The 18,490-nt window shown below is 73.1% G+C and carries 15 protein-coding genes; 2 read left to right on the forward strand and 13 right to left on the reverse strand.

Annotation, left to right across the window (positions count from 1 at the left end; genetic code table 11):
* Window positions 1-237 precede the first annotated feature (237 nt).
* The gene (locus tag AB0E88_RS11820; RefSeq protein WP_361627835.1) at window positions 238-1,203 is read right to left on the reverse strand and encodes a 2-hydroxyacid dehydrogenase; all 966 of its coding nucleotides are present in this window, start codon (window positions 1,201-1,203) and stop codon (window positions 238-240) included.
* A 76-nt stretch (window positions 1,204-1,279) separates the two neighbouring features.
* Between AB0E88_RS11820 and AB0E88_RS11825 the strand changes: the two genes are divergently transcribed.
* Entirely contained in the window at window positions 1,280-2,284 is a 1,005-nt protein-coding gene (locus tag AB0E88_RS11825; protein WP_361627838.1) for an aldo/keto reductase, read from the forward strand.
* A 523-nt stretch (window positions 2,285-2,807) separates the two neighbouring features.
* On the forward strand, window positions 2,808-3,953 hold the full coding sequence (locus tag AB0E88_RS11830) for a PQQ-dependent sugar dehydrogenase (protein WP_361627841.1): 1,146 nt from the start codon (window positions 2,808-2,810) through the stop codon (window positions 3,951-3,953).
* Window positions 3,954-3,959: 6 nt separating this feature from the next.
* Here the strand turns inward: AB0E88_RS11830 and AB0E88_RS11835 are convergent, their stop codons facing one another.
* The 12 genes from AB0E88_RS11835 to AB0E88_RS11890 form a co-directional block, all read right to left on the reverse strand.
* The gene (locus tag AB0E88_RS11835) at window positions 3,960-4,139 is read right to left on the reverse strand and encodes a DUF6191 domain-containing protein (RefSeq protein WP_361627844.1); all 180 of its coding nucleotides are present in this window, start codon (window positions 4,137-4,139) and stop codon (window positions 3,960-3,962) included.
* A gap of 37 nt (window positions 4,140-4,176) precedes the next feature.
* Complete coding sequence (locus AB0E88_RS11840; protein WP_361628030.1) at window positions 4,177-7,218, reverse strand: AAA family ATPase; 3,042 nt, start codon at window positions 7,216-7,218, stop codon at window positions 4,177-4,179.
* Window positions 7,219-7,553: 335 nt separating this feature from the next.
* A complete protein-coding gene (locus AB0E88_RS11845; RefSeq protein WP_361627847.1) occupies window positions 7,554-7,739 on the reverse strand; it encodes a hypothetical protein in 186 nt (61 codons plus the stop codon).
* A 244-nt stretch (window positions 7,740-7,983) separates the two neighbouring features.
* Window positions 7,984-8,556, reverse strand: a complete 573-nt coding sequence (locus tag AB0E88_RS11850) for a hypothetical protein (RefSeq protein WP_361627850.1) — start codon at window positions 8,554-8,556, stop codon at window positions 7,984-7,986.
* 65 nt (window positions 8,557-8,621) lie between these two features.
* Complete coding sequence (locus tag AB0E88_RS11855) at window positions 8,622-9,176, reverse strand: GNAT family protein (RefSeq protein WP_361627853.1); 555 nt, start codon at window positions 9,174-9,176, stop codon at window positions 8,622-8,624.
* A complete protein-coding gene (locus tag AB0E88_RS11860; RefSeq protein WP_361627856.1) occupies window positions 9,154-11,397 on the reverse strand; it encodes an MMPL family transporter in 2,244 nt (747 codons plus the stop codon). The genes AB0E88_RS11855 and AB0E88_RS11860 overlap by 23 nt, the downstream gene beginning before the upstream one ends.
* Before the next feature lie 271 nt (window positions 11,398-11,668).
* A complete protein-coding gene (gatB, locus tag AB0E88_RS11865) occupies window positions 11,669-13,183 on the reverse strand; it encodes an Asp-tRNA(Asn)/Glu-tRNA(Gln) amidotransferase subunit GatB (protein ID WP_361627859.1) in 1,515 nt (504 codons plus the stop codon).
* A gap of 15 nt (window positions 13,184-13,198) precedes the next feature.
* A complete protein-coding gene (locus AB0E88_RS11870) occupies window positions 13,199-13,438 on the reverse strand; it encodes a hypothetical protein (protein ID WP_103782893.1) in 240 nt (79 codons plus the stop codon).
* Window positions 13,435-14,931 (reverse strand): Asp-tRNA(Asn)/Glu-tRNA(Gln) amidotransferase subunit GatA, encoded by a 1,497-nt coding sequence (gene gatA / locus AB0E88_RS11875; protein ID WP_361627863.1) that lies wholly within the window; start codon window positions 14,929-14,931, stop codon window positions 13,435-13,437. Before gatA ends, AB0E88_RS11870 begins: the two co-directional genes overlap by 4 nt.
* 5 nt (window positions 14,932-14,936) lie before the next feature.
* Entirely contained in the window at window positions 14,937-15,233 is a 297-nt protein-coding gene (gene gatC, locus AB0E88_RS11880; protein ID WP_270081522.1) for an Asp-tRNA(Asn)/Glu-tRNA(Gln) amidotransferase subunit GatC, read from the reverse strand.
* A gap of 111 nt (window positions 15,234-15,344) precedes the next feature.
* Entirely contained in the window at window positions 15,345-15,839 is a 495-nt protein-coding gene (locus AB0E88_RS11885; protein ID WP_361627867.1) for a cupin domain-containing protein, read from the reverse strand.
* A gap of 263 nt (window positions 15,840-16,102) precedes the next feature.
* Complete coding sequence (locus AB0E88_RS11890; protein WP_361627870.1) at window positions 16,103-18,445, reverse strand: EAL domain-containing protein; 2,343 nt, start codon at window positions 18,443-18,445, stop codon at window positions 16,103-16,105.
* Window positions 18,446-18,490: the final 45 nt, after the last annotated feature.

Below are 18,490 nucleotides of genomic sequence, written 5' to 3' on the forward strand. Positions count from 1 at the left end.
GCCCAAAGGCCGTACATCGCCCGTCGCCCCCCTCACAACTCTGAGATGTCCATCCCCGGCGCCGAACGGCGCGCGGCGCAGCCCCTGTCGGGACGATACACCAGTCTCGTCACTCAGGGACATAGTTCCTCTACGCTCCGTGACGAGCAGCGAGAACGGGGCGACGCCCCGCGTTCGGGAGACTGCGGAGGGTACCCGAACCGGAGCGGGTGAGGCCGGTGTGGCCTCCGGGGCCGGTCACGCGCCGGCGTCCTCCCCCGTCGTGAGGATCACGTTGCGCAGCGGCTCGCGGTTCACGAAACGGGTCAACTGGTCGACCAGCAGCCGCTTGGCGCGGGGCATGAAGGCGGACGTGGGGCCTCCGACATGCGGGCTGATGAGCACGCCGGGCGCACGCCACAGGGGGTGGTCGCGCGGCAGCGGTTCCGGGTCGGTGACGTCCAAGGCCGCGGTGATCCGGCCGCCCTCCAGTTCCGCGAGCAGCGCCTTGGTGTCGACGACGGGGCCGCGCGCGACGTTGACCAGCAGGGCGCCGTCCTTCATCCGGGCCAGGAACTCGGCGTCGGCGAGGTGCCGGGTGGCGTCGGTGAGCGGGGTGGACAGCACGACGACGTCCGCCTCGGGCAGCAGGGCGGGCAGATCGGTGAGCGGGTGCACGGGGCCGCGCTCCGTGGTGCGCGCGGAGCGTGCGACGCGCACCACCCGCGCGAGCTCGAACGGCGCGAGCCGGTCCTCGATCGCGGCGCCGATCGAGCCGTAGCCGACGATGAGGACGGTCTTGTCGGCGAGCGCGGGGCGGAAGCCGCCGAGCCACTCGCCTCGTTCCTGCGCCCGCACGAAGTCGGGGATGCCGCGCAGGGAGGACAGGACGAGCGCGAGGGTCAGCTCGGCGGTGCTCGCCTCGTGCACGCCGCGGGCGTTGCACAGCCGGACGCCGGGGCGCAGGGCGGGCAGGCCGGGCTGGACGTGGTCGATGCCGGCGGACAGCGTCTGGACGACCTGGACACCGCGCATCTCGGGCAGCGGGCGCACGCCGACGCCGCTCGGCTTCATGTACGGCACGACGTAGAAGGCGCAGTCGGCCGGGTCGGCGGGGAACTCCGGTTCGCCGTTCCAGAAACGGTAGGCCGGCCCCTCGGGAAGGCCCTCGATCTCCTCGGGCGGGATGGGCAGCCACACGTCGGCTCTCACGTCAGCAGTCATGACTGGAGGCTATGTCAGGTGTCCGCGGGCGCAGAGGTTAGGTTGGGGACGCCAGGAGAGGGAGGGTCACGCACAGGTGGAGCGCAGGACGATCGGCGCGGCGGCACTCTCCGTGGGGGCCGTCGGACTCGGATGCATGCCGATGAGCTGGGCGTACAGCGGGTCGCGGCAGCGGGGCGAGGAGTCGGTCAGGGCGGTTCACCGGGCGCTCGATCTGGGCTCGACGCTGCTGGACACCGCGGACATGTACGGGCCGTTCACCAACGAGCTGCTGCTCGGGCGGGTGCTGAAGGAGCGGCGGGCGGACGCGTTCGTGTCGACGAAGGTCGGGCTGCTCGTCGGTGATCAGCACGTCGTGGCGAACGGGCGGCCGGGCTATGTGAAGCGGGCGTGCGACGCGTCGCTGCGGCGGCTGCAGACCGATGTGATCGACCTCTACCAGTTGCACCGTGCCGACCCGGAGGTGCCCGTCGAGGAGACGTGGGGCGCGATGGCGGAGCTGGTGCAGGCCGGGAAGGTGCGGGCGCTCGGGCTGTGCGCGGTGGGGGTGCGCGGCGGGCGGCGCGGCGGTGGCCGGCGCGGGCTGTACGAGGGGACGCTGCGGCAGTTGGAGCGGGTGCAGCAGGTGTTTCCGGTGAGCGCGGTCGAGGCGGAGCTGTCGGTGTGGTCGCCGGAGGCGGTGCGGGAGCTGCTGCCGTGGTGTGCGGCGCGGGGGGTCGGCTTCCTGGCGGCGATGCCGTTGGGGAACGGTTTCCTCACGGGCACGCTGACGCCGGGCGAGGGGTTCGAGCCGGACGACATGCGGGCGCGGCATCCGCGGTTCACGGCGGAGATGATGGCGGCGAACCAGCCGATCGTGGCGGGGCTGCGGAGGGTTGCGCGGCGGCACGGGGAGTCGGTGACGCCGGCGCAGGTGGCGCTGGCGTGGGTGCTGGCGCAGGGGCGGCATGTGGTGCCGGTGCCGGGGGCCAAGCGGGAGCGGTGGGTCTCCGAGAACGCGGGGGCGGTGGGGGTGTCTTTGACGGGTGGGGATCTGGCGGAGTTGGGGGCGTTGCCCGTGGCCCGGGGGTCTTGGGACTGAGGGGGCATTCGGGGGGCGTTGTCGTCTGCGGGTGCGTTGTCTTTCGCGGGGGCGTTGTCCTTCGCGGGGGCGTTGTCGTCTGCCGACGCGTTGTGGCTGGGCGCCTTTGCCTGCGGCGGCCTGTGCGGGGTGCGTTGTGGCTGGTCGCGCCGTTCCCCGCGCCCCTATTGGTGCCTGCGGCGGCCCGTTTCCGTCCGGTGGTCGGTTGCGGTCTCGCCTGCGGCCGGTGGTCACGGCGGGGCCGGGGTGCGGGGTGTCCGTCCTCGGTCCGGCCGGCCGTCACTCCATACGGCGCCCACCGCCGGTGCCGGCCGCTGCGGCCGGACACCCCCCACCCCGGCCCCTTCCCGCCGTCGGCGACTGCGGGCCGTCGTGGCGTGCGTGGTCGCGGGTGGCCGTCCCGCGTGGCTGTGGGGGCGCCGGCCGGCGGTAGGCGTCGGGGCCCGGGCGTCCTGTTCCCGGGTGCGGGAACCTTGGGTGGGTGGGGTGCGTAAGAAGTAGGGGGCGGCGAAGGGAGTGGAGCGTGCGAGGGCGAGTTGGGGCGGCTCTGGCGGCCGGCGTCGTGATCGTGGGGGCTGCCGGTTGTTCCTCAGGTGGCAAACCGCCGCAGGCGGCCGTCTCGCCGAGTCGCGCGGTGGCGTCGCCGAGCGCGCCCGGGGAGTCCGCCGCGCCCGCCAAGGGCACCGCCACGGTCGTGCGTACCGTCGCGACCGGGCTGGATTCGCCGTGGGGACTCGCTCCGCTGCCGGACGGTGGTCTGCTGGTGGCGTCGCGGGACAAAGGCACGATCACCCGGGTCGACGACAGGACCGGGAGGAAGACCGAGCTGGGTGAGGTGTCGGGGGTCGCCGCGGAGGGCGAGGGCGGCCTGCTGGGCATCGCGCTGTCCCCGGACTACGCCTCGGACCACATGATCTACGCGTACTTCACCTCCGCCTCGGACAACCGCATCGCCCGCATGATCTACGACGCCCGGAAGCCGGCGGGCGACCAGCTGGGGGCGCCCGACACGGTGTTCAAGGGCATTCCCAAGGGTGTCGTGCACAACGGGGGGCGGATCGCCTTCGGGCCGGACCGGATGCTCTACGCCGGTACGGGCGAGACCGGCGACCGGGGACTGGCGCAGGACCGGAAGTCGCTGGGCGGGAAGATCCTGCGGATGACGCCGGAGGGCGAGCCGGCGCCGGGGAATCCGTTCCCCGACTCCCCCGTGTACTCCTACGGGCACCGGAACGTGCAGGGGCTCGCCTGGGACGGCAAGCAGCGGCTGTTCGCCTCGGAGTTCGGGCAGGACACCTGGGACGAGCTGAACGTGATCAAGCCGGGGGGCGACTACGGGTGGCCTAGCGCCGAGGGGCGTTCCGGAGATCGGGCCTTTGTCGATCCGGTCGCTCAGTGGCGCACCGACGACGCCTCGCCCAGCGGCATCGCCTACGCGGACGGCTGTGTGTGGATGGCCGCGCTCAAGGGGGAGCGGCTGTGGCGGATCCCGCTCAAGGGCACGCGGGCGTCCGCCGCGCCGCAGGACTTCCTGCGGGGTGAGTACGGGCGCCTGCGCACGGTGGTCGCGGCCGGCGGCGACAGGCTGTGGGTCACCACCAGCAACACCGACGGCCGTGGTGAGCCGAAGAGCGGGGACGACCGGATCCTGGAGGTGCGGGTCGGCTGAGGGGCCTCACTCCTCGTCCTGCTCCGGGCTGGGCGGCCGGACGACCACCTTGCCGGACGCCAGGTCTATCGGGCCGCGTCCGGGGTCGCCGTCGCCGACGTCCTCCCGGGTCAGCTCCAGCCGGTTCTGCTCGTCGCGGGTGTGCTTGCGGCCGGGCGCGAACACTTCCTCGAAGACGTTGAACATCGCCCCTCCCCGCTGCCGGTTGTCTCCACCCTACGTCTCAGCGCCCGGCGCGCACAGGGAGGGCCTCGGCGTACAGGCCCAGCCGGTGGGCCACGGCCGCCGCCTCACCGCGTCCGGAGACGCCGAGCTTGGCCAGGATGTTGGACACGTGGACGCTGGCCGTCTTCGGTGAGATGAACAGTTCCTCGGCTATCTGGCGGTTGGTGCGGCCGGCCGAGACCAGCCGCAGTACGTCCCGTTCGCGGGAGGTGAGGCCGAGGGCCTCGGCCGGGTCGGCGGAGTCCGCTTCCGGCTGTGCGGGGCCGGTCAGGGGCAGCCGGGCGCGGCGGGCGAGCAGGGCGGTGGCGTCGGCCAGCGGGCGGGCGCCCAGGTGGTCGGCGACGGCATGGGACAGGCGGAGCAGTTCGGTGGCCCGGGCGCGCTCGTCGTCGCCGCCGACGGTGACGAGGGACTCGGCGAGGCGGTGGCGGACACGGGCGAGGTCGTAGGGGCGTTCCAGGGCCTCGAAGGCGGCGACCACCGGTGACCAGGTGTCCGGGGTGGCCCGGTCCTCGGCACGCAGCACTTCGGCGCGCACCCACTGCTCGTGTGCCTGCCAGATCGGGACCGCCGTCGTGAGCTGCTTGACGGCCTGGAGGATGCGGGTGAGGGTCCGCTCGCGGCCCGGCCCGGCCGCGGGCGAGGTGAGCGCGTCCGCCTCGGCGGTGGCGGCCGCCAGCAGCAGGGGCCAGGCGTAACGCTGGGTGCCGGGCGGTGTCCCGGCGTCCAGGGCGCGTTCGAGTTCCGCGCGGGCGTCGAGGAGGCGGCCCTGGGCCGCGGCCACGCCGAGGGCGATGCGGGCCAGCGGCAGCCGCTGCTGGGGCATCGGGTCGTGCGAACCGAAGTGGCCTCGCGAGGCGGCCAGTTGGCGTTCCGCCTCGGCCAGATCACCCCGGGCGAGCGCGAGATGCGCCAGGCACAGCGCGCCCGTGCCCTGCGGCTTGGCGCTCTGTCCGCGGCGCAGGGCGTTCTCCGCGGCCTGCGCGGCGCCGTCCCACTCCCCCAGCGAGTACAGCGAGTCGGAGAGGTTGCCCCACACCCATGACTCGGAGTCGAGCAGCCCGAACTTCCGGGCGTAGGCGGCCCCTTCGCGCAGTACGGCGGCGGCTTCCCGGGAGCGGCCGACCGCCTCCAGTTCGGAGGGCAGGTTGATGTACGCGCGCCCGGCGACGGGCGGCACGCCCTCCTGGATCGCCCGCTCCATGACCTGGCGCATCTCGGCGAGACCGTCCTCGACGGCTCCGGAGTCGACCATGAGCCCGCCGAGGGTGAGCCGCGCGTTCAGCTCGATGGAGCGGGCGTCCACCATGCGCGCGTACTCCACCGCCCGCTCGGCGGCCGCGAGCGCTTCGGCGCCCGGCTGGTGCAGCATCGACCAGCCGGCGACGGCGGTGAGCACCTCGGCGTGCACGGTGGACGGCGGCAGGCCGCGCACCAGCTCCTGCGCGGTGGCCAGTTCGGCCCAGCCGTCGCCGCGGGCGAGGGACTGCACCAGGCGGGAGCGCTGGCTCCAGAACCAGGCCGCGCGCAGCGGGTCGGGGTCGTCCTCCAGCAGCCGCAGCGCCCGCTTGGTGATCTTCAGGGCGCGTTCGCGTTCCCTGGAGAGGCGTCCGGCCACGGCCGCCTCGGCCATCAGGTCGAGGTAGCGCAGGGGTGTGGTGGCGGGGTCGCAGCCGCAGGCCGGGTAGGCCTCGGCGTGGTCGTGCGGCCGCAGGTGCGTGCGTACGTCCTCGGGGACGGCGTCCCACAGCTCCATCGCGCGCTCCAGCAGGCCGAGTTGCTCGCTGTAGGCGTGACGGCGGCGCGCGGTGACCGAGGCGTCCAGGACGGCGGGCAGCGCCTTGGCGGGGTCGTGCGCGTGGTACCAGTAGCTGGCCAGGCGCATGGCGCGCTGGTCGGCGGGGACGAGGGTGGGGTCGCTCTCCAGGGCCTCGGCGTAACGGCGGTTGAGGCGGGAGCGTTCGCCGGGGAGCAGGTCGTCGCTGACGGCCTCGCGGACCAGGGAGTGGCGGAAGCGGTAGCCGTCGGCGGCCGGGGTGGGGATGAGGATGCTGGCGTTGACGGCGGCGCGCAGGGCCTCGATGAGGTCGTCCTCGGCGAGCGAGGCGACGGCGGCGATCAGCCGGTACTCGACGGTGGAGCCGCCCTCGGCGACGACCCGGACGACCCGCTGGGCGCTCTCGGACAGCGCCTCGACACGGACCAGGAGCAGATCGCGCAGGGTGTCCGTGAGGCCGGTGCAGCAGCCCGCGTGGGCGGCGACGGCGAGTTCCTCGACGAAGAAGGCGTTGCCGTCGGAGCGTTCGAAGATGTCGTCGACCTGGTCCGGGTCGGGTTCACCGGCGATGATGCCGGCGACCTGGCGGCAGACCTCGTCGCGGGTGAAGCGGGCGATGTCCAGGCGGCGGACGGTGCGCAGCCGGTCCAGTTCGGCGAGGAGGGGCCGCAGGGGGTGGCGGCGGTGGATGTCGTCGGAGCGGTAGGTGCCGAGGACGACGAGGCGGCCGGTGCGCAGGGTGCGCAGCAGGTAGGCGAGGAGGTGACGGGTGGAGGCGTCGGCCCAGTGCAGGTCCTCGAGGGCGACGACGACGGTCCGTTCGGCGGCGATCTGCTGGAGCAGACGGGCGGTGAGTTCGAAGAGGCGGGCCATGCCCTCCTCGTCGTGCCGGCCGGGGCCGGCCTCGCCGAGTTCGGGCAGCAGCCGGGCCAGTTCGTCCTCCTGGCCGGCGGCCGCCGCGGCGACGTCGGCGGGCAGTTCGCGGCGCAGGGCGCGCAGGGCGGCGGAGAACGGGGCGAACGGCAGGCCGTCGGCGCCGATCTCGACGCAGCCGCCGAGCGCGACGACGGCATCCCGCCGGCCTGCGGCGGTGGTGAACTCCTCCACCAGCCGCGTCTTGCCCACACCGGCTTCCCCCGCGATGAGCAAGGCTTGCGGCTCGCCCGTGGCGGCGCGGGCGAGCGCGTCGTGCAATGCCTCCAACTCGTCGGTGCGACCGACGAACACCGGACTGACGGACCTGGTCTCCACGCCGGAGAGCATCGCACGGGGCGCTGACAACGGGGCAGCGGTTTTCGCCGGGGGCAGAGCGGCCGCCGGGCCGCCGGGGCCGGCCGGCGGGGCAGCGACCGCGCCCGCGGCGGGCCCCGCGGTGCCCTCGGCCGGAGTCCGGGGAACGGTGACGGGGGCGGCGCCGCCGGCCGGTCCGCCCGCCCGCACCGACGGCTCCTTCGGGCTCCTCGGCGCCGGAACGCCGGACACCGGCCCCGTCGGGAGGCCGGTGTCGGTGGTGCCGGGTGACAGTGCCGGCGTGGATGTCGCCGGGTGCGGGCGGCCGACCCCCGTACGGCCGTTCCCCGCACCCGGCGTCGCGCCGCTCACGCGGCCCGGGTGGACCAGCGACGGCGGGGGCGGCCGGTATGCGCCTCGGCCTCGCTGGTGCGTGCGGCGGCTTCACGGCGGGCGGCGCGGTCGGCGCGTACGGCCTCGCGGGCCAGGCGCTCCTGGTCGGCCCGGCGGATGAGCTCGGCGGCGCGGGCCTGCTGGATGTCGTACTCGTACATGTGGTCCCCCTGCGGGAAGAGAGTCGAGGCTTCGCTTGCTGCGATGCCTCAACTCTCGTCTCCCAGGGGGGTCCGCCACATCGGGAGAGTTCCGCATCTTGCGCGCGGTGGGGGGCCTTAGACGCCGGCCGGGGGTCCCCGGGTCCGCCGTAAGGCAGCGCGCGGACGGCCTAAGGCGTCCCGGGGGACCTGGGCAGACGCTTCGCGGGGCCTACGGCGGCCCCGCGTGGACCGGCGGGGTCGTTCAGCTCGTGGCGGGCAGGCTCAGGAGTACGCCCGTGTACTTCAGGACCGCCAGGAGCAGGCCGATCACGCCGAGCGAGACGCCCGCCCAGGCGACCGACTTGATCCACGGGGCCTGCGGCCGGCCGGGTGCGCCGAACGCGGGCCGGGCGAGCACGACCACGCCCACGACCAGCGCCGCCAGCGCGAACAGGCCGGCCCACAGCGCGGTGGCCTGCCAGGCGTCGCCGTAGCCCTCCTTGACCATCGTCGCGACGCTGGAGGACGACGAGGTGTGCAGCTGGCCGATGAGCGCCTCGCGCGCGGAGGCCACGGTGCCGGTCCAGCTTCCGGTGAGCGAGACGACGCCCAGACCCGCGGCGACGACGGCGCCGGCGCCCTGGCCGACCCCCGAGGGGGCGCCGTCCTGCGGCTCGGCCTCCCGCGCTTCCGCCTCCGGCGTCTCCTGCCCGGCCTGCGCGTCCCGCTCGGCCTGCGGAGCCTGCTCGGTCTGCGCGTCCTGCGTCTCCTCCTCGGTCCCGGTCGCCTCGTCGGCCTGCGTCGCCGCGGCCTCGTGCTCAGTCTTGGTAGCCATGCTCCGCACCGTACGGACGGAGTCTGAGAGGTCCCTTAATGATCGTCACGGGGCACCGGCACCCGTCACGCGCGTGCCGCGCGCCATTCCGGGGCGAGCACCGACCAGATCTCCAGGTCGTGCCGCTCCCCGTGGTGGAGGTAGGCCGCGCGCCGCACCCCGTCGCGGGTCATGCCGAGGCGGCGGGCGACGTTGATGCTGGGGACGTTGCCCGCGGAGGCTACCCACTCCACGCGGTGGATCCCGCGCTCCTCGACGGCCCAGTCGATGAGCACCCGCATCGCCCGGGTGATCAGCCCGCGCCCGGTCGCCGCCGGCTCCAGCCAGCAGCCGACCTCGCAGCTGCCGTTCTCGGCGTCGAAGTTCAGCGTGAGCACACCGCCGACGAGCGTGCCGTCCAGCCACAGTCCGTGCAGCGCGGCCGTGCCGGCGGCGCGCATGTCGGCGTACCGCTGGAGTGCCTCGCGTGCCGTGGGGACGTCCACGGCCTTGGAGCCGAAGGGGATGTACCGGTTGATGAAGTCGCGTCCCCGCTCCAGGTGCGCCAGGAACTCCTCGGCGTGCCAGGGCTCCAGCGGCCGCAACTGCGCTCCGTCGTCACCCAGGGATATCGCGTACATCCTGCTGCTGCTCCTTCGCCAGTACGTCCGCCACCTCGGCGTCCGTCGCAGCGGCCAGCCTCTCATGGGCGGCGCGGCACTCGGGCGGCTCGATGCTGATGCGGGGCAGGACACCGTCCAGGCCGCGCGGCAGCCACCAGTTGGCGGCGCCGAGCAGGTGCATCAGGGCGGGCACCAGCAGGGTGCGCAGGACGAAGGCGTCCAGGGCGACGGCGGAGGCCAGCGCTATGCCGAACATGGCGATGACCCGGTCGCCGCTGAGGACGAAGGCGAGGAAGACGGAGATCATGATGACCGCCGCGGAGTTGATCACGCGGCTGGTCTCGGCGAGCCCTATGCGCACGGCGCGCCGGTTGTCGCCGGTCTCCAGCCACTCCTCGTACATCCGGCTGACCAGGAAGACCTGGTAGTCCATGGAGAGCCCGAAGAGGACCGACACCATGATCACGGGGAGGAAGGGTTCGATGGGGCCGGCGCGGCCCAGTCCGAGCAGTTCGCTGCCCCAGCCCCACTGGAAGATCGCGACGACGACGCCGAACGCGGCGGCGACGGCGGCGATGTTCATCACAGCGGCCTTGAGCGGGATGCCGACGGACCGGAAGGCGAGCAGGAGCAGCAGGCAGCCCAGGCCGATGACCACGCCGACGAAGAGGGGCAGCTTGCCGACGATGACCCCGGCGAAGTCGTCGTAGGAGGCGGTGACGCCGCCGACGTACACGTCGAGGGAGGTGCCGGCCTCGGCTCGGGGCAGCACGTCGGTGCGCAGCCGGTCGACGAGCTCACTGGTGGCCTGCGACTGCGGCGCGGACTCGGGGACGACGGTGAGGTAGGCGGTGTCGCCGCCGGGACCGTAGGTCGCGGGGGTCACGGAGGCGACGCCGCGGGTGCCGCGCAGGGTGGTGTCGAGGTTGTCGAGGGCGAGCTTGTCCTGGGCGCCGTCTACGCGCGTCACCAGGGTCAGGGGGCCGTTGACGCCGGGTCCGAAGCCGTCCGCGAGGAGGTCGTAGGCCTTGCGGGTGGTCGAGGCCTGCGGGTCGTTGCCCTGGTCGGAGGTGCCCAGGTGGAGGGAGAGCGTGGGCAGGGCGAGCAGGGCGATGACGGCGACGGCGACGCCGCCGAGCTTCTTGGGATGGCGCTCGACGAACGCCGACCAGCGGGCGGCGAACCCGGTCGGCAGCTCCGGCTGCGGGCCGTGCTCGGCCAGCCGGCGCCGTTCGCGGCGGCTGAGGGCGCGCATGCCGATGAACGACAGCAGGGCGGGCAGCAGGGTCACGGAGGCGGCGACGGTGAGCACCACGGTCAGCGAGGCGGCGATGGCGACGCCGTTGAGGAAGCTCAGGCGCAGGATCAGCATGCCGAGCAGGGCGATGCACACGGTCGCACCCGCGAAGACGACGGCACGTCCGGTGGTGGCGACGGCGTTGGTGGCCGCCTCGGTGACGCTCAGGCCGCGTTTGAGTCCGCGTCGGTGGCGGGTGACGATGAACAGGGCGTAGTCGATGCCGACACCGAGCCCGATGAGCATGCCGAGCATGGGCGCGAAGTCGGCGACGGTCATGGCGTGCCCGAGCAGCTCGATCCCCGCGTAGGCGGTGCCGACGCCGACCAGGGCGGTCGCGATGGGCAGCAGCGAGGCGGCGAGCGAGCCGAAGGCGAGGAAGAGCACGAGGGCCGCGACGAGGACGCCGACCACCTCGGCCAGGTGGCCGCCGGAGGTCTTGGTCAGGGCGATGGCGCTGCCGCCCAGCTCGACCTGGAGCCCGTCGCCCTCGGCGGACTTGGCGGTGTGCACCACGGCCTGCGCCTCGGCGGGCGTGAGGTGCTCGACGGTGTCGGCGAAGGTGACGGTGGCGTACGCGGTGTGTCCGTCGGCGCTGATCCGGCCGGCGCCCTGGCCGCTGTAGGGGCCGCTGACGGCCACCACGCCGGGCAGGTCGTCGATCTTCTCGAGCGTGCGGGTCATGGTCTGCTCGACGTCGGCGGCCCGGACGGTGCCGGTCGTGGTGTGCCAGACGACGGTGTCGCTGTCGCCGCTCATGCCGGGGAAGCCTTCGGCGAGCAGTTCGGCGGCGTGGCCGGCCTGGGTGCCGGGGACGTCGTAGTCGTTGGAGTAGGCGGAGCCGGTCACGGCGGCGGCAGCGGTGACCCCGCCGAACGCGAGGAGCCACAGCAGTACGGCGATCAGGCGCCGTCGGACACACCAGCGTGCAAGGGCTGCCACGAACCTGCTCCCAGAGTGACTGAATTGTGGATCTTTGACCGGGAACAGTGGTCCATTAACCGAACAGCCCGCAAAGAACGCATGAGCAACGCCTGGCCACTCTTACAGGCGGAAGAGATCCTTTGCGGCTTTCGTGGCCTTGTTCACAGGTGTTGGGAGCGAGGTCACAGGACAATCGGCGGCACTCTGTCACCTGTTGTGGCGTCACTCACATGCGGCAGGCCCCCGGGGACATCGTCCCCGGGGCCTGCCGCATGTGCTGTGCGGGTGCTCAGCCCTCGCTGACGCCCAGCTTGTCGAGGATCAGCTCCTTGACGCGGGCCGCGTCGGCCTGGCCGCGCGTGGCCTTCATGACGGCGCCGACCAGGGCGCCGACCGCGGCCACCTTGCCGCCGCGGATCTTGTCCGCGATGGCCGGGTTGCCGGCGATGGCCTCCTCGACGGCGGCGGTGAGCGCGCCCTCGTCGGAGACGACCTTCAGACCGCGCTTGTCGACGACCTCGTCCGGCGTGCCCTCGCCGGCGAGGACGCCCTCGATGACCTGACGGGCGAGCTTGTCGTTCAGGTCGCCCTTGGTGACCAGCTCGGCCACCCGGGCCACCTGCTGCGGCGTGATCGCCAGCTCGTCCAGCGCCTTGCCGGACTCGTTGGCGCTGCGGGCCAGCTCACCCATCCACCACTTGCGGGCGGAGGCCGCGTCGGCCCCGGCGTCGATGGTGGCGACGATCAGGTCCAGCGCGCCGGCGTTGAGGATCGCCTGCATGTCGGTGGCGGTGATGCCCCACTCGGCGAGCAGCCGGGTGCGGCGGGCCAGCGGCGTCTCGGGCAGCGCCGCGCGGATCTTCTCGACCCACTCGCGCGAGGGCGCGACGGGGACCAGGTCGGGCTCCGGGAAGTACCGGTAGTCCTCGGCCTCCTCCTTCACGCGGCCCGAGGTCGTGGACCCGGTGTCCTCGTGGAAGTGGCGGGTCTCCTGGACGATCGTGCCGCCGGAGGAGAGCACGGCCGCGTGGCGCATGATCTCGTAGCGGGCCGCACGCTCCACCGAGCGCAGCGAGTTGACGTTCTTGGTCTCGCTGCGGGTGCCGAACTTCTCGGTGCCGTTCGGGCGCAGCGACAGGTTCACGTCGCAGCGCATCTGGCCCATCTCCATGCGGGCCTCGGACACGCCGAGGGCACGGATGACCTCGCGCAGCTCACGCACGTACGCCTTCGCCACCTCGGGCGCGCGCTCGCCGGCACCGACGATCGGCTTGGTGACGATCTCGATGAGCGGGATGCCGGCGCGGTTGTAGTCCAGCAGGGAGTGGGACGCGCCGTGGATACGGCCGGTGGCGCCGCCGACGTGCGTCGACTTGCCGGTGTCCTCCTCCATGTGGGCGCGCTCGATCTCCACGCGGAAGGTCTCGCCGTCCTCCAGCTGCACGTCGAGGTAGCCGTTGAAGGCGATCGGCTCGTCGTACTGGGAGGTCTGGAAGTTCTTCGGCATGTCCGGATAGAAGTAGTTCTTCCGGGCGAAGCGGCACCATTCGGCGATCTCGCAGTTCAGCGCGAGGCCGATCTTGATCGCGGACTCGACGCCGGTCGCGTTGACGACCGGGAGCGCGCCGGGCAGGCCGAGGCAGACCGGGCAGGTCTGGCTGTTCGGGTCGGCGCCGAGCGAGGTCGAGCAGCCGCAGAACATCTTGGTCTTGGTGCCGAGTTCGACATGGACCTCGAGGCCCATGACGGGGTCGTACGACGCGAGTGCTTCGTCGTACGGCACCAGGTCGGTCGTGGTGGTCACGGTGAAACTTCCCTCTCAGCCCAGCAGGACGTCGTCGTCGCCCAGCCGCTTCAGCTCGCGGTACAGGATGGCGAGGCCGGTGACGATCGCGACCGCGGAGACGGTGGCGTCGATCAGCCGCAGCGTGTCCTGCTCGGCGCGGGCCTTCTTGATCTGCTTGGCGACACCGAGCGCGCCGAACGCGGTGGTGGCCATCGACAGGTACGTACCGGACTTGGACTTCTTGAAGTCCTTGGCCTTGGACAGCTTGCTCACAGCGACGGAGCCTCCTCCAGGAGCGGGTGCCCCCACTTTTCCACGAAGGCGGCCTCGACCGCGGCACCCACCTTGTACAGGCGCTCGTCCTTCATCACCGGGGCGATGATCTGCAGGCCGACCGGGAGGTTGTCCTCCGGGGCGAGACCGCAGGGCAGGGACATGGCCGCGTTGCCCGCCAGGTTGGTCGGGATGGTGCACAGGTCCGCGAGGTACATCGCCATCGGGTCGTCGGCGCGCTCGCCGATCGCGAAGGCGGTGGTCGGGGTCGTCGGGGAGACGATCACGTCGACCTGCTCGAAGGCCTTGTCGAAGTCCTGCTTGATCAGCGTGCGGACCTTCTGCGCGGAGCCGTAGTACGCGTCGTAGTAGCCGGAGCTCAGCGCGTACGTGCCCAGCATGATGCGGCGCTTGACCTCGGGGCCGAAGCCGGCCTCGCGGGTGAGGGAGGTGACCTCCTCCGCCGAGCGGCTGCCGTCGTCGCCGGTGCGCACGCCGTAGCGCAGCCCGTCGAAGCGGGCCAGGTTGGAGGAGCACTCCGACGGCGCGATCAGGTAGTACGCCGACAGCGCGAGGTCGAAGGACGGGCAGTCCAGCTCGACGATCTCGGCGCCCAGCTCCTTCAGCAGCGCGACGGACTCGTCGAAGCGCTGGATCACGCCCGGCTGGTAGCCCTCGCCGCGGAACTGCTTGACGACGCCGACGCGCATGCCCTCGACGCTGCCGTTGCGGGCGGCCTCGACGACCGGCGGGACCGCGGCGTCGATGGAGGTGGAGTCCAGCGGGTCGTGGCCGGCGATCACCTCGTGCAGCAGGGCCGCGTCCAGGACCGTACGGGCGCACGGGCCGCCCTGGTCGAGGGAGGAGGAGAAGGCGACCATGCCGTAGCGGGAGACCGCGCCGTAGGTCGGCTTCACGCCGACGGTGCCGGTGACGGCGGCCGGCTGGCGGATGGAGCCGCCGGTGTCGGTGCCGATGGCGAGCGGGGCCTCGAAGGCGGCCAGCGCGGCGGAGGAACCGCCGCCGGAGCCGCCGGGGATCTTGGTGAGGTCCCACGGGTTGCCGGTGGGGCCGTAGGCGCTGTTCTCCGTCGACGACCCCATGGCGAACTCGTCCATGTTGGTCTTGCCGAGGATGACGACGTCGGCGGCCTTCAGCTTGCGCGTGACGGTCGCGTCGTACGGCGGGATCCAGCCTTCGAGGATCTTCGAACCGACCGTCGTGGGCACGCCCTCGGTGGTGAAGATGTCCTTCAGCGCGAGCGGGACGCCGGCCAGCGGGCCGAGCTTCTCGCCGCGCTCACGCTTGGCGTCCACCTCCCGGGCCTGCGCCAGCGCGCCCTCGCGGTCGATGTGCAGGAAGGCGTGCACCTTCTCGTCGACGGCCTCGATCCGGGCCAGGTGGGCCTCGGTGACCTGGACGGCCGTCAGTTCGCCGGAGGCGATCTTCTCGGCGATCTGCGCGGCCGTGAGCTTGATGATGTTGTCCGTCATGGTGGTCACTCCTCCCCCAGGATCTGCGGCACCTTGAAACGCTGCTGCTCCTGGGCCGGGGCGCCGGACAGCGCCTGCTCGGGGGTGAGCGAGGGACGGATCTCGTCCGGCCGCATGACGTTCGTCAGCGGGAGCGGGTGCGAGGTCGGCGGTACGTCTTGGTCGGCGACCTCGCTGACGCGGGCCACCGCGCCGATGATGTCGTCCAGCTGTCCCGCGAAGTGGTCGAGCTCTTCGGGCTTCAGCTCCAGACGCGCCAGCCGGGCGAGGTGGGCGACCTCCTCGCGCGTGATGCCAGGCATGCAGCGATCCTCTGGGGTGAGTGTGTGTGGTTTGGCCCAATCCTATGGGGCGGGGGGCCGTGCCTGTTAAACGGTTTGCCGGGGGGCCGCGCGAGGCGGCCCCGCCCCGGGTCAGCCGCGGCGCTTCTCCCAGGCCTCGCTGTGCAGGAAGTGGTTGTCGTACGTCTCCTGCACCTCGAGGATGCTCGACAGCGGGACCTCGCCGAGCCGGATGCGCTGCAGGTGGCGGAAGTACTCGAAGCGCTCGACGCCCGGGGTGATCACGATGAGAAGGTCCGCGGTGGCGCCGGGGACGGCGGCGAAGGCGTGCGGGCGGTTCGGCGGGACGATGATCAGGTCGCCGCGCTCGGCGGTGACGACGTCGTCGCCGGACAGGACGTCCAGGGCGCCGTCGAGCAGGTAGAACATCTCCGCGGAGTGGTGGTGCACGTGCGGCTTGGCACCGTCGGCGCCCTCGCCGAGGGTCACGCGGACGGTGGACAGCGCGCCGCCGGTGGCGCTGCTGTCGGCGAGCAGCTTGACGGCGACGGGGTCACCCCCGACGACCTCCGCCTCGGCGTCCCGGACCAGCACGGTCTCGTCGAACTTCGGCACGAACAGCGACATGACGTGTCCCCCTCATTCTTGCCCGCACGCACAGTGCTCTGCGTGCTCTGTGCGCTCTGCGTGCTCGGACCGCGAAGGGCGGTGCGGCACTGATCCGTACAACGATCACGGTGGCCGAGGGGATCCCGCAACCGACGGCTTCCGCGCCGCCGTTGCACAGGAGGCGCCGAGCAGGACGGCCGGGCTGACGCTGCCGGGCTGCCGGGCTGCCGGGCTGCCGGCGGTGAGGCTGCCAGGGCCGTGGGCGGTGTGGGGAGCCGGTCCTAGCTGACCCGGCCCGGGTCGTCCACCGTGGCGGCGGGGAGGGCCGCAGCGGGGCGCTGCCAGCCTCGGGAGCCGCGGGCGCGCAGCCAGGCCGTCGTCTCGTCCGGCGGCATCGCGGCGGCGACCAGCCAGCCCTGGACGGCGTCGCAGCCCAGGTCGCGCAGACGCTCCCAGGTCTCGTCGTCCTCGACACCCTCGGCGACGACCAGCAGGCCCAGCGAATGGGCGAGGTCGACGGTGCAGCGCACGATCTCGGCGTCCTCGGTGTCCACGGCGAGCCGGGCGACGAAGGAGCGGTCGATCTTCAGCTCGCTGACCGGGAGGCGGCGCAGGTGCACCAGGGAGGAGTAGCCGGTGCCGAAGTCGTCCAGGGACATCTTCACGCCGTGACCGGTGAGTCCGGCGAGGGTGTCGGCGGCGCGCTGCGGGTCCTCCAGCAGGACGTGTTCCGTTATCTCCAGCTGCAACGACCCGGCCGGTACCCCGTGCCGGGCCAGCCGGGCGGCGACGGAGCCGGCGAAGCCGGGGGTGTGGACGTCGCGCGGGGAGACGTTGACGGCGACCGGCACGAACAGTCCCTGCGAGCGCCACCGGGCGACCTGGGCGAGCGCGGTGTCCAGCACGTACTCGGTGAGGTGCGGCATCAGGCCGGAGGACTCGGCGATCGCTATGAACTCGTCCGGGGGCACCTTGCCACGCTCGGGATGCACCCAGCGCACCAGGGCTTCGAGACCGGCCACCTGGCCGTCGAAGCGGACCTTGGGCTGGTAGTGCAGCTGGACCTCGTGGGCGTCCAGCGCCCGGCGCAGATCGCCGAGCAGTCCGAGCCGGTCGGGGGTGTTGGAGTCGCGTTTGGACTCGTAGACCTCGACGCCGGTGCGGTCCCGCTTGGCCTGGTACATCGCCACGTCGGCGCGGCGCAGCAGTCCCTCGGCGTCGAGCGCGTGGTCGGGGAAGACGGCGACACCGGCGCTGGCCTCCAGCACGAGGGTGAGCCCGTCGAGGTCGAGCGGGGAGCTGAGGTCGGCGACGAGGCCACGGGCGACGCGCATCGCGGAGGTCGTGGAGTCGGCGACCGGCAGTAACACGGCGAACTCGTCACCGCCCAGCCGCGCCACCTCCGCGCCGCGCGGCAGGGCGAGCCGCAGCCGGTCGGCTATCTGGAGCAGCAGCCGGTCCCCGGCGAGATGGCCGAGGGTGTCGTTGACCGAGCGGAAACGGTCCAGGTCGATCAGCACGAGGGCGGCACGGGCGTCGATGCGTTCGGCGTCGTCCAGCGCGGTCCAGATGCGTTCCAGCAGCCACTGGCGGTTGGGCAGCCCGGTGAGCGGGTCGCGCAGCTGCTCCTCCGCCCGGGCCCGGGCTATCCACAGGGTGGAGTCCAGGGCGATCAGCGGGATGGAGAACAGCGGCAGCAGCACCGGCTTGTCGGTGGCCACCACGCACACCAGGGGGGCTATGCCGAGCAGGGCGACGGCCACCAGGCCCTGCCTGACCAGGGCGGTGCGCGCGACCGTGGGCAGCCCGCCGGAGCGCGGCGCGTGCAGGTACCACAGCAGGATGCGGGTCACGGCGAGATACGCGACCGCGACGAGCACCACCTCGGGGGCGGTGTAGAAGGTCCAGCTGCCGGGGTCCGAGGGCGCCTCGACGGTCGGTACGGCGCCGAAGGCGGCCAGCACCAGGGCGCCGGCGCCGATGCCGAGCAGGTCCACCGAGCCGTGCAGCACGCCTTGCCGCCAGCGGTGGCGGCGGGCTATGCCGACCAGGACGACGACGGTGAGACTGACCATGCCGGCCGGCACCCAGCCGTAGAGCAGCAGGACGGCGAGGGTGAGGGCGGCGCCGGAGCCGGTGCCGCCCCACCAGCGGGCGCGCCCCAGCATGACGAGGTGGCCGACGATGATGCCGGTCAGCAGGGCCAGCGACCAGCCGACCGCGCCGGACGGGAAGAGGGCGTGACCGCCGGTGAAGGCGCGGTAGAAGCCGGCGCCCAGCACGAAGGCGGCGGCCGCGACGACCGCGGCGGGCAGCGGGGGCCAGGACGGGTGGCGTTCGTGGTCGGCGCCGGGCAGGGCCGCGGCGGGGCGGGAGGGATCGAGCCCGTCGGGGCGGCCCGGGCCGGCGCCGGGCCGGGCGGCATCGCGCCCGTCTGCGCCCGTCGGGCCGGCGCTCAGCCGTGCGGGGTCCCTGCCGTCGGCGCCGGGGTACGCGGGGGCGGCGCGCTCGCAGGCGCCGCCGCGCCGTGTCGCGCGTGTCACCCACCGGCTCCCCCGCCGCGCGCCCGCCACACGGCGCAGGCGCAGCCGTGAGCCGGGGGCGGTGCTCTCGGTCGGTTCCATTCCCGTCCCTCTCACAGCCGGCGGTGCCCACGCCTCGCGGCCCGA

Source organism: Streptomyces sp. NPDC028635 (genome assembly GCF_040637635.1).
Lineage (GTDB): Bacteria > Actinomycetota > Actinomycetes > Streptomycetales > Streptomycetaceae > Streptomyces.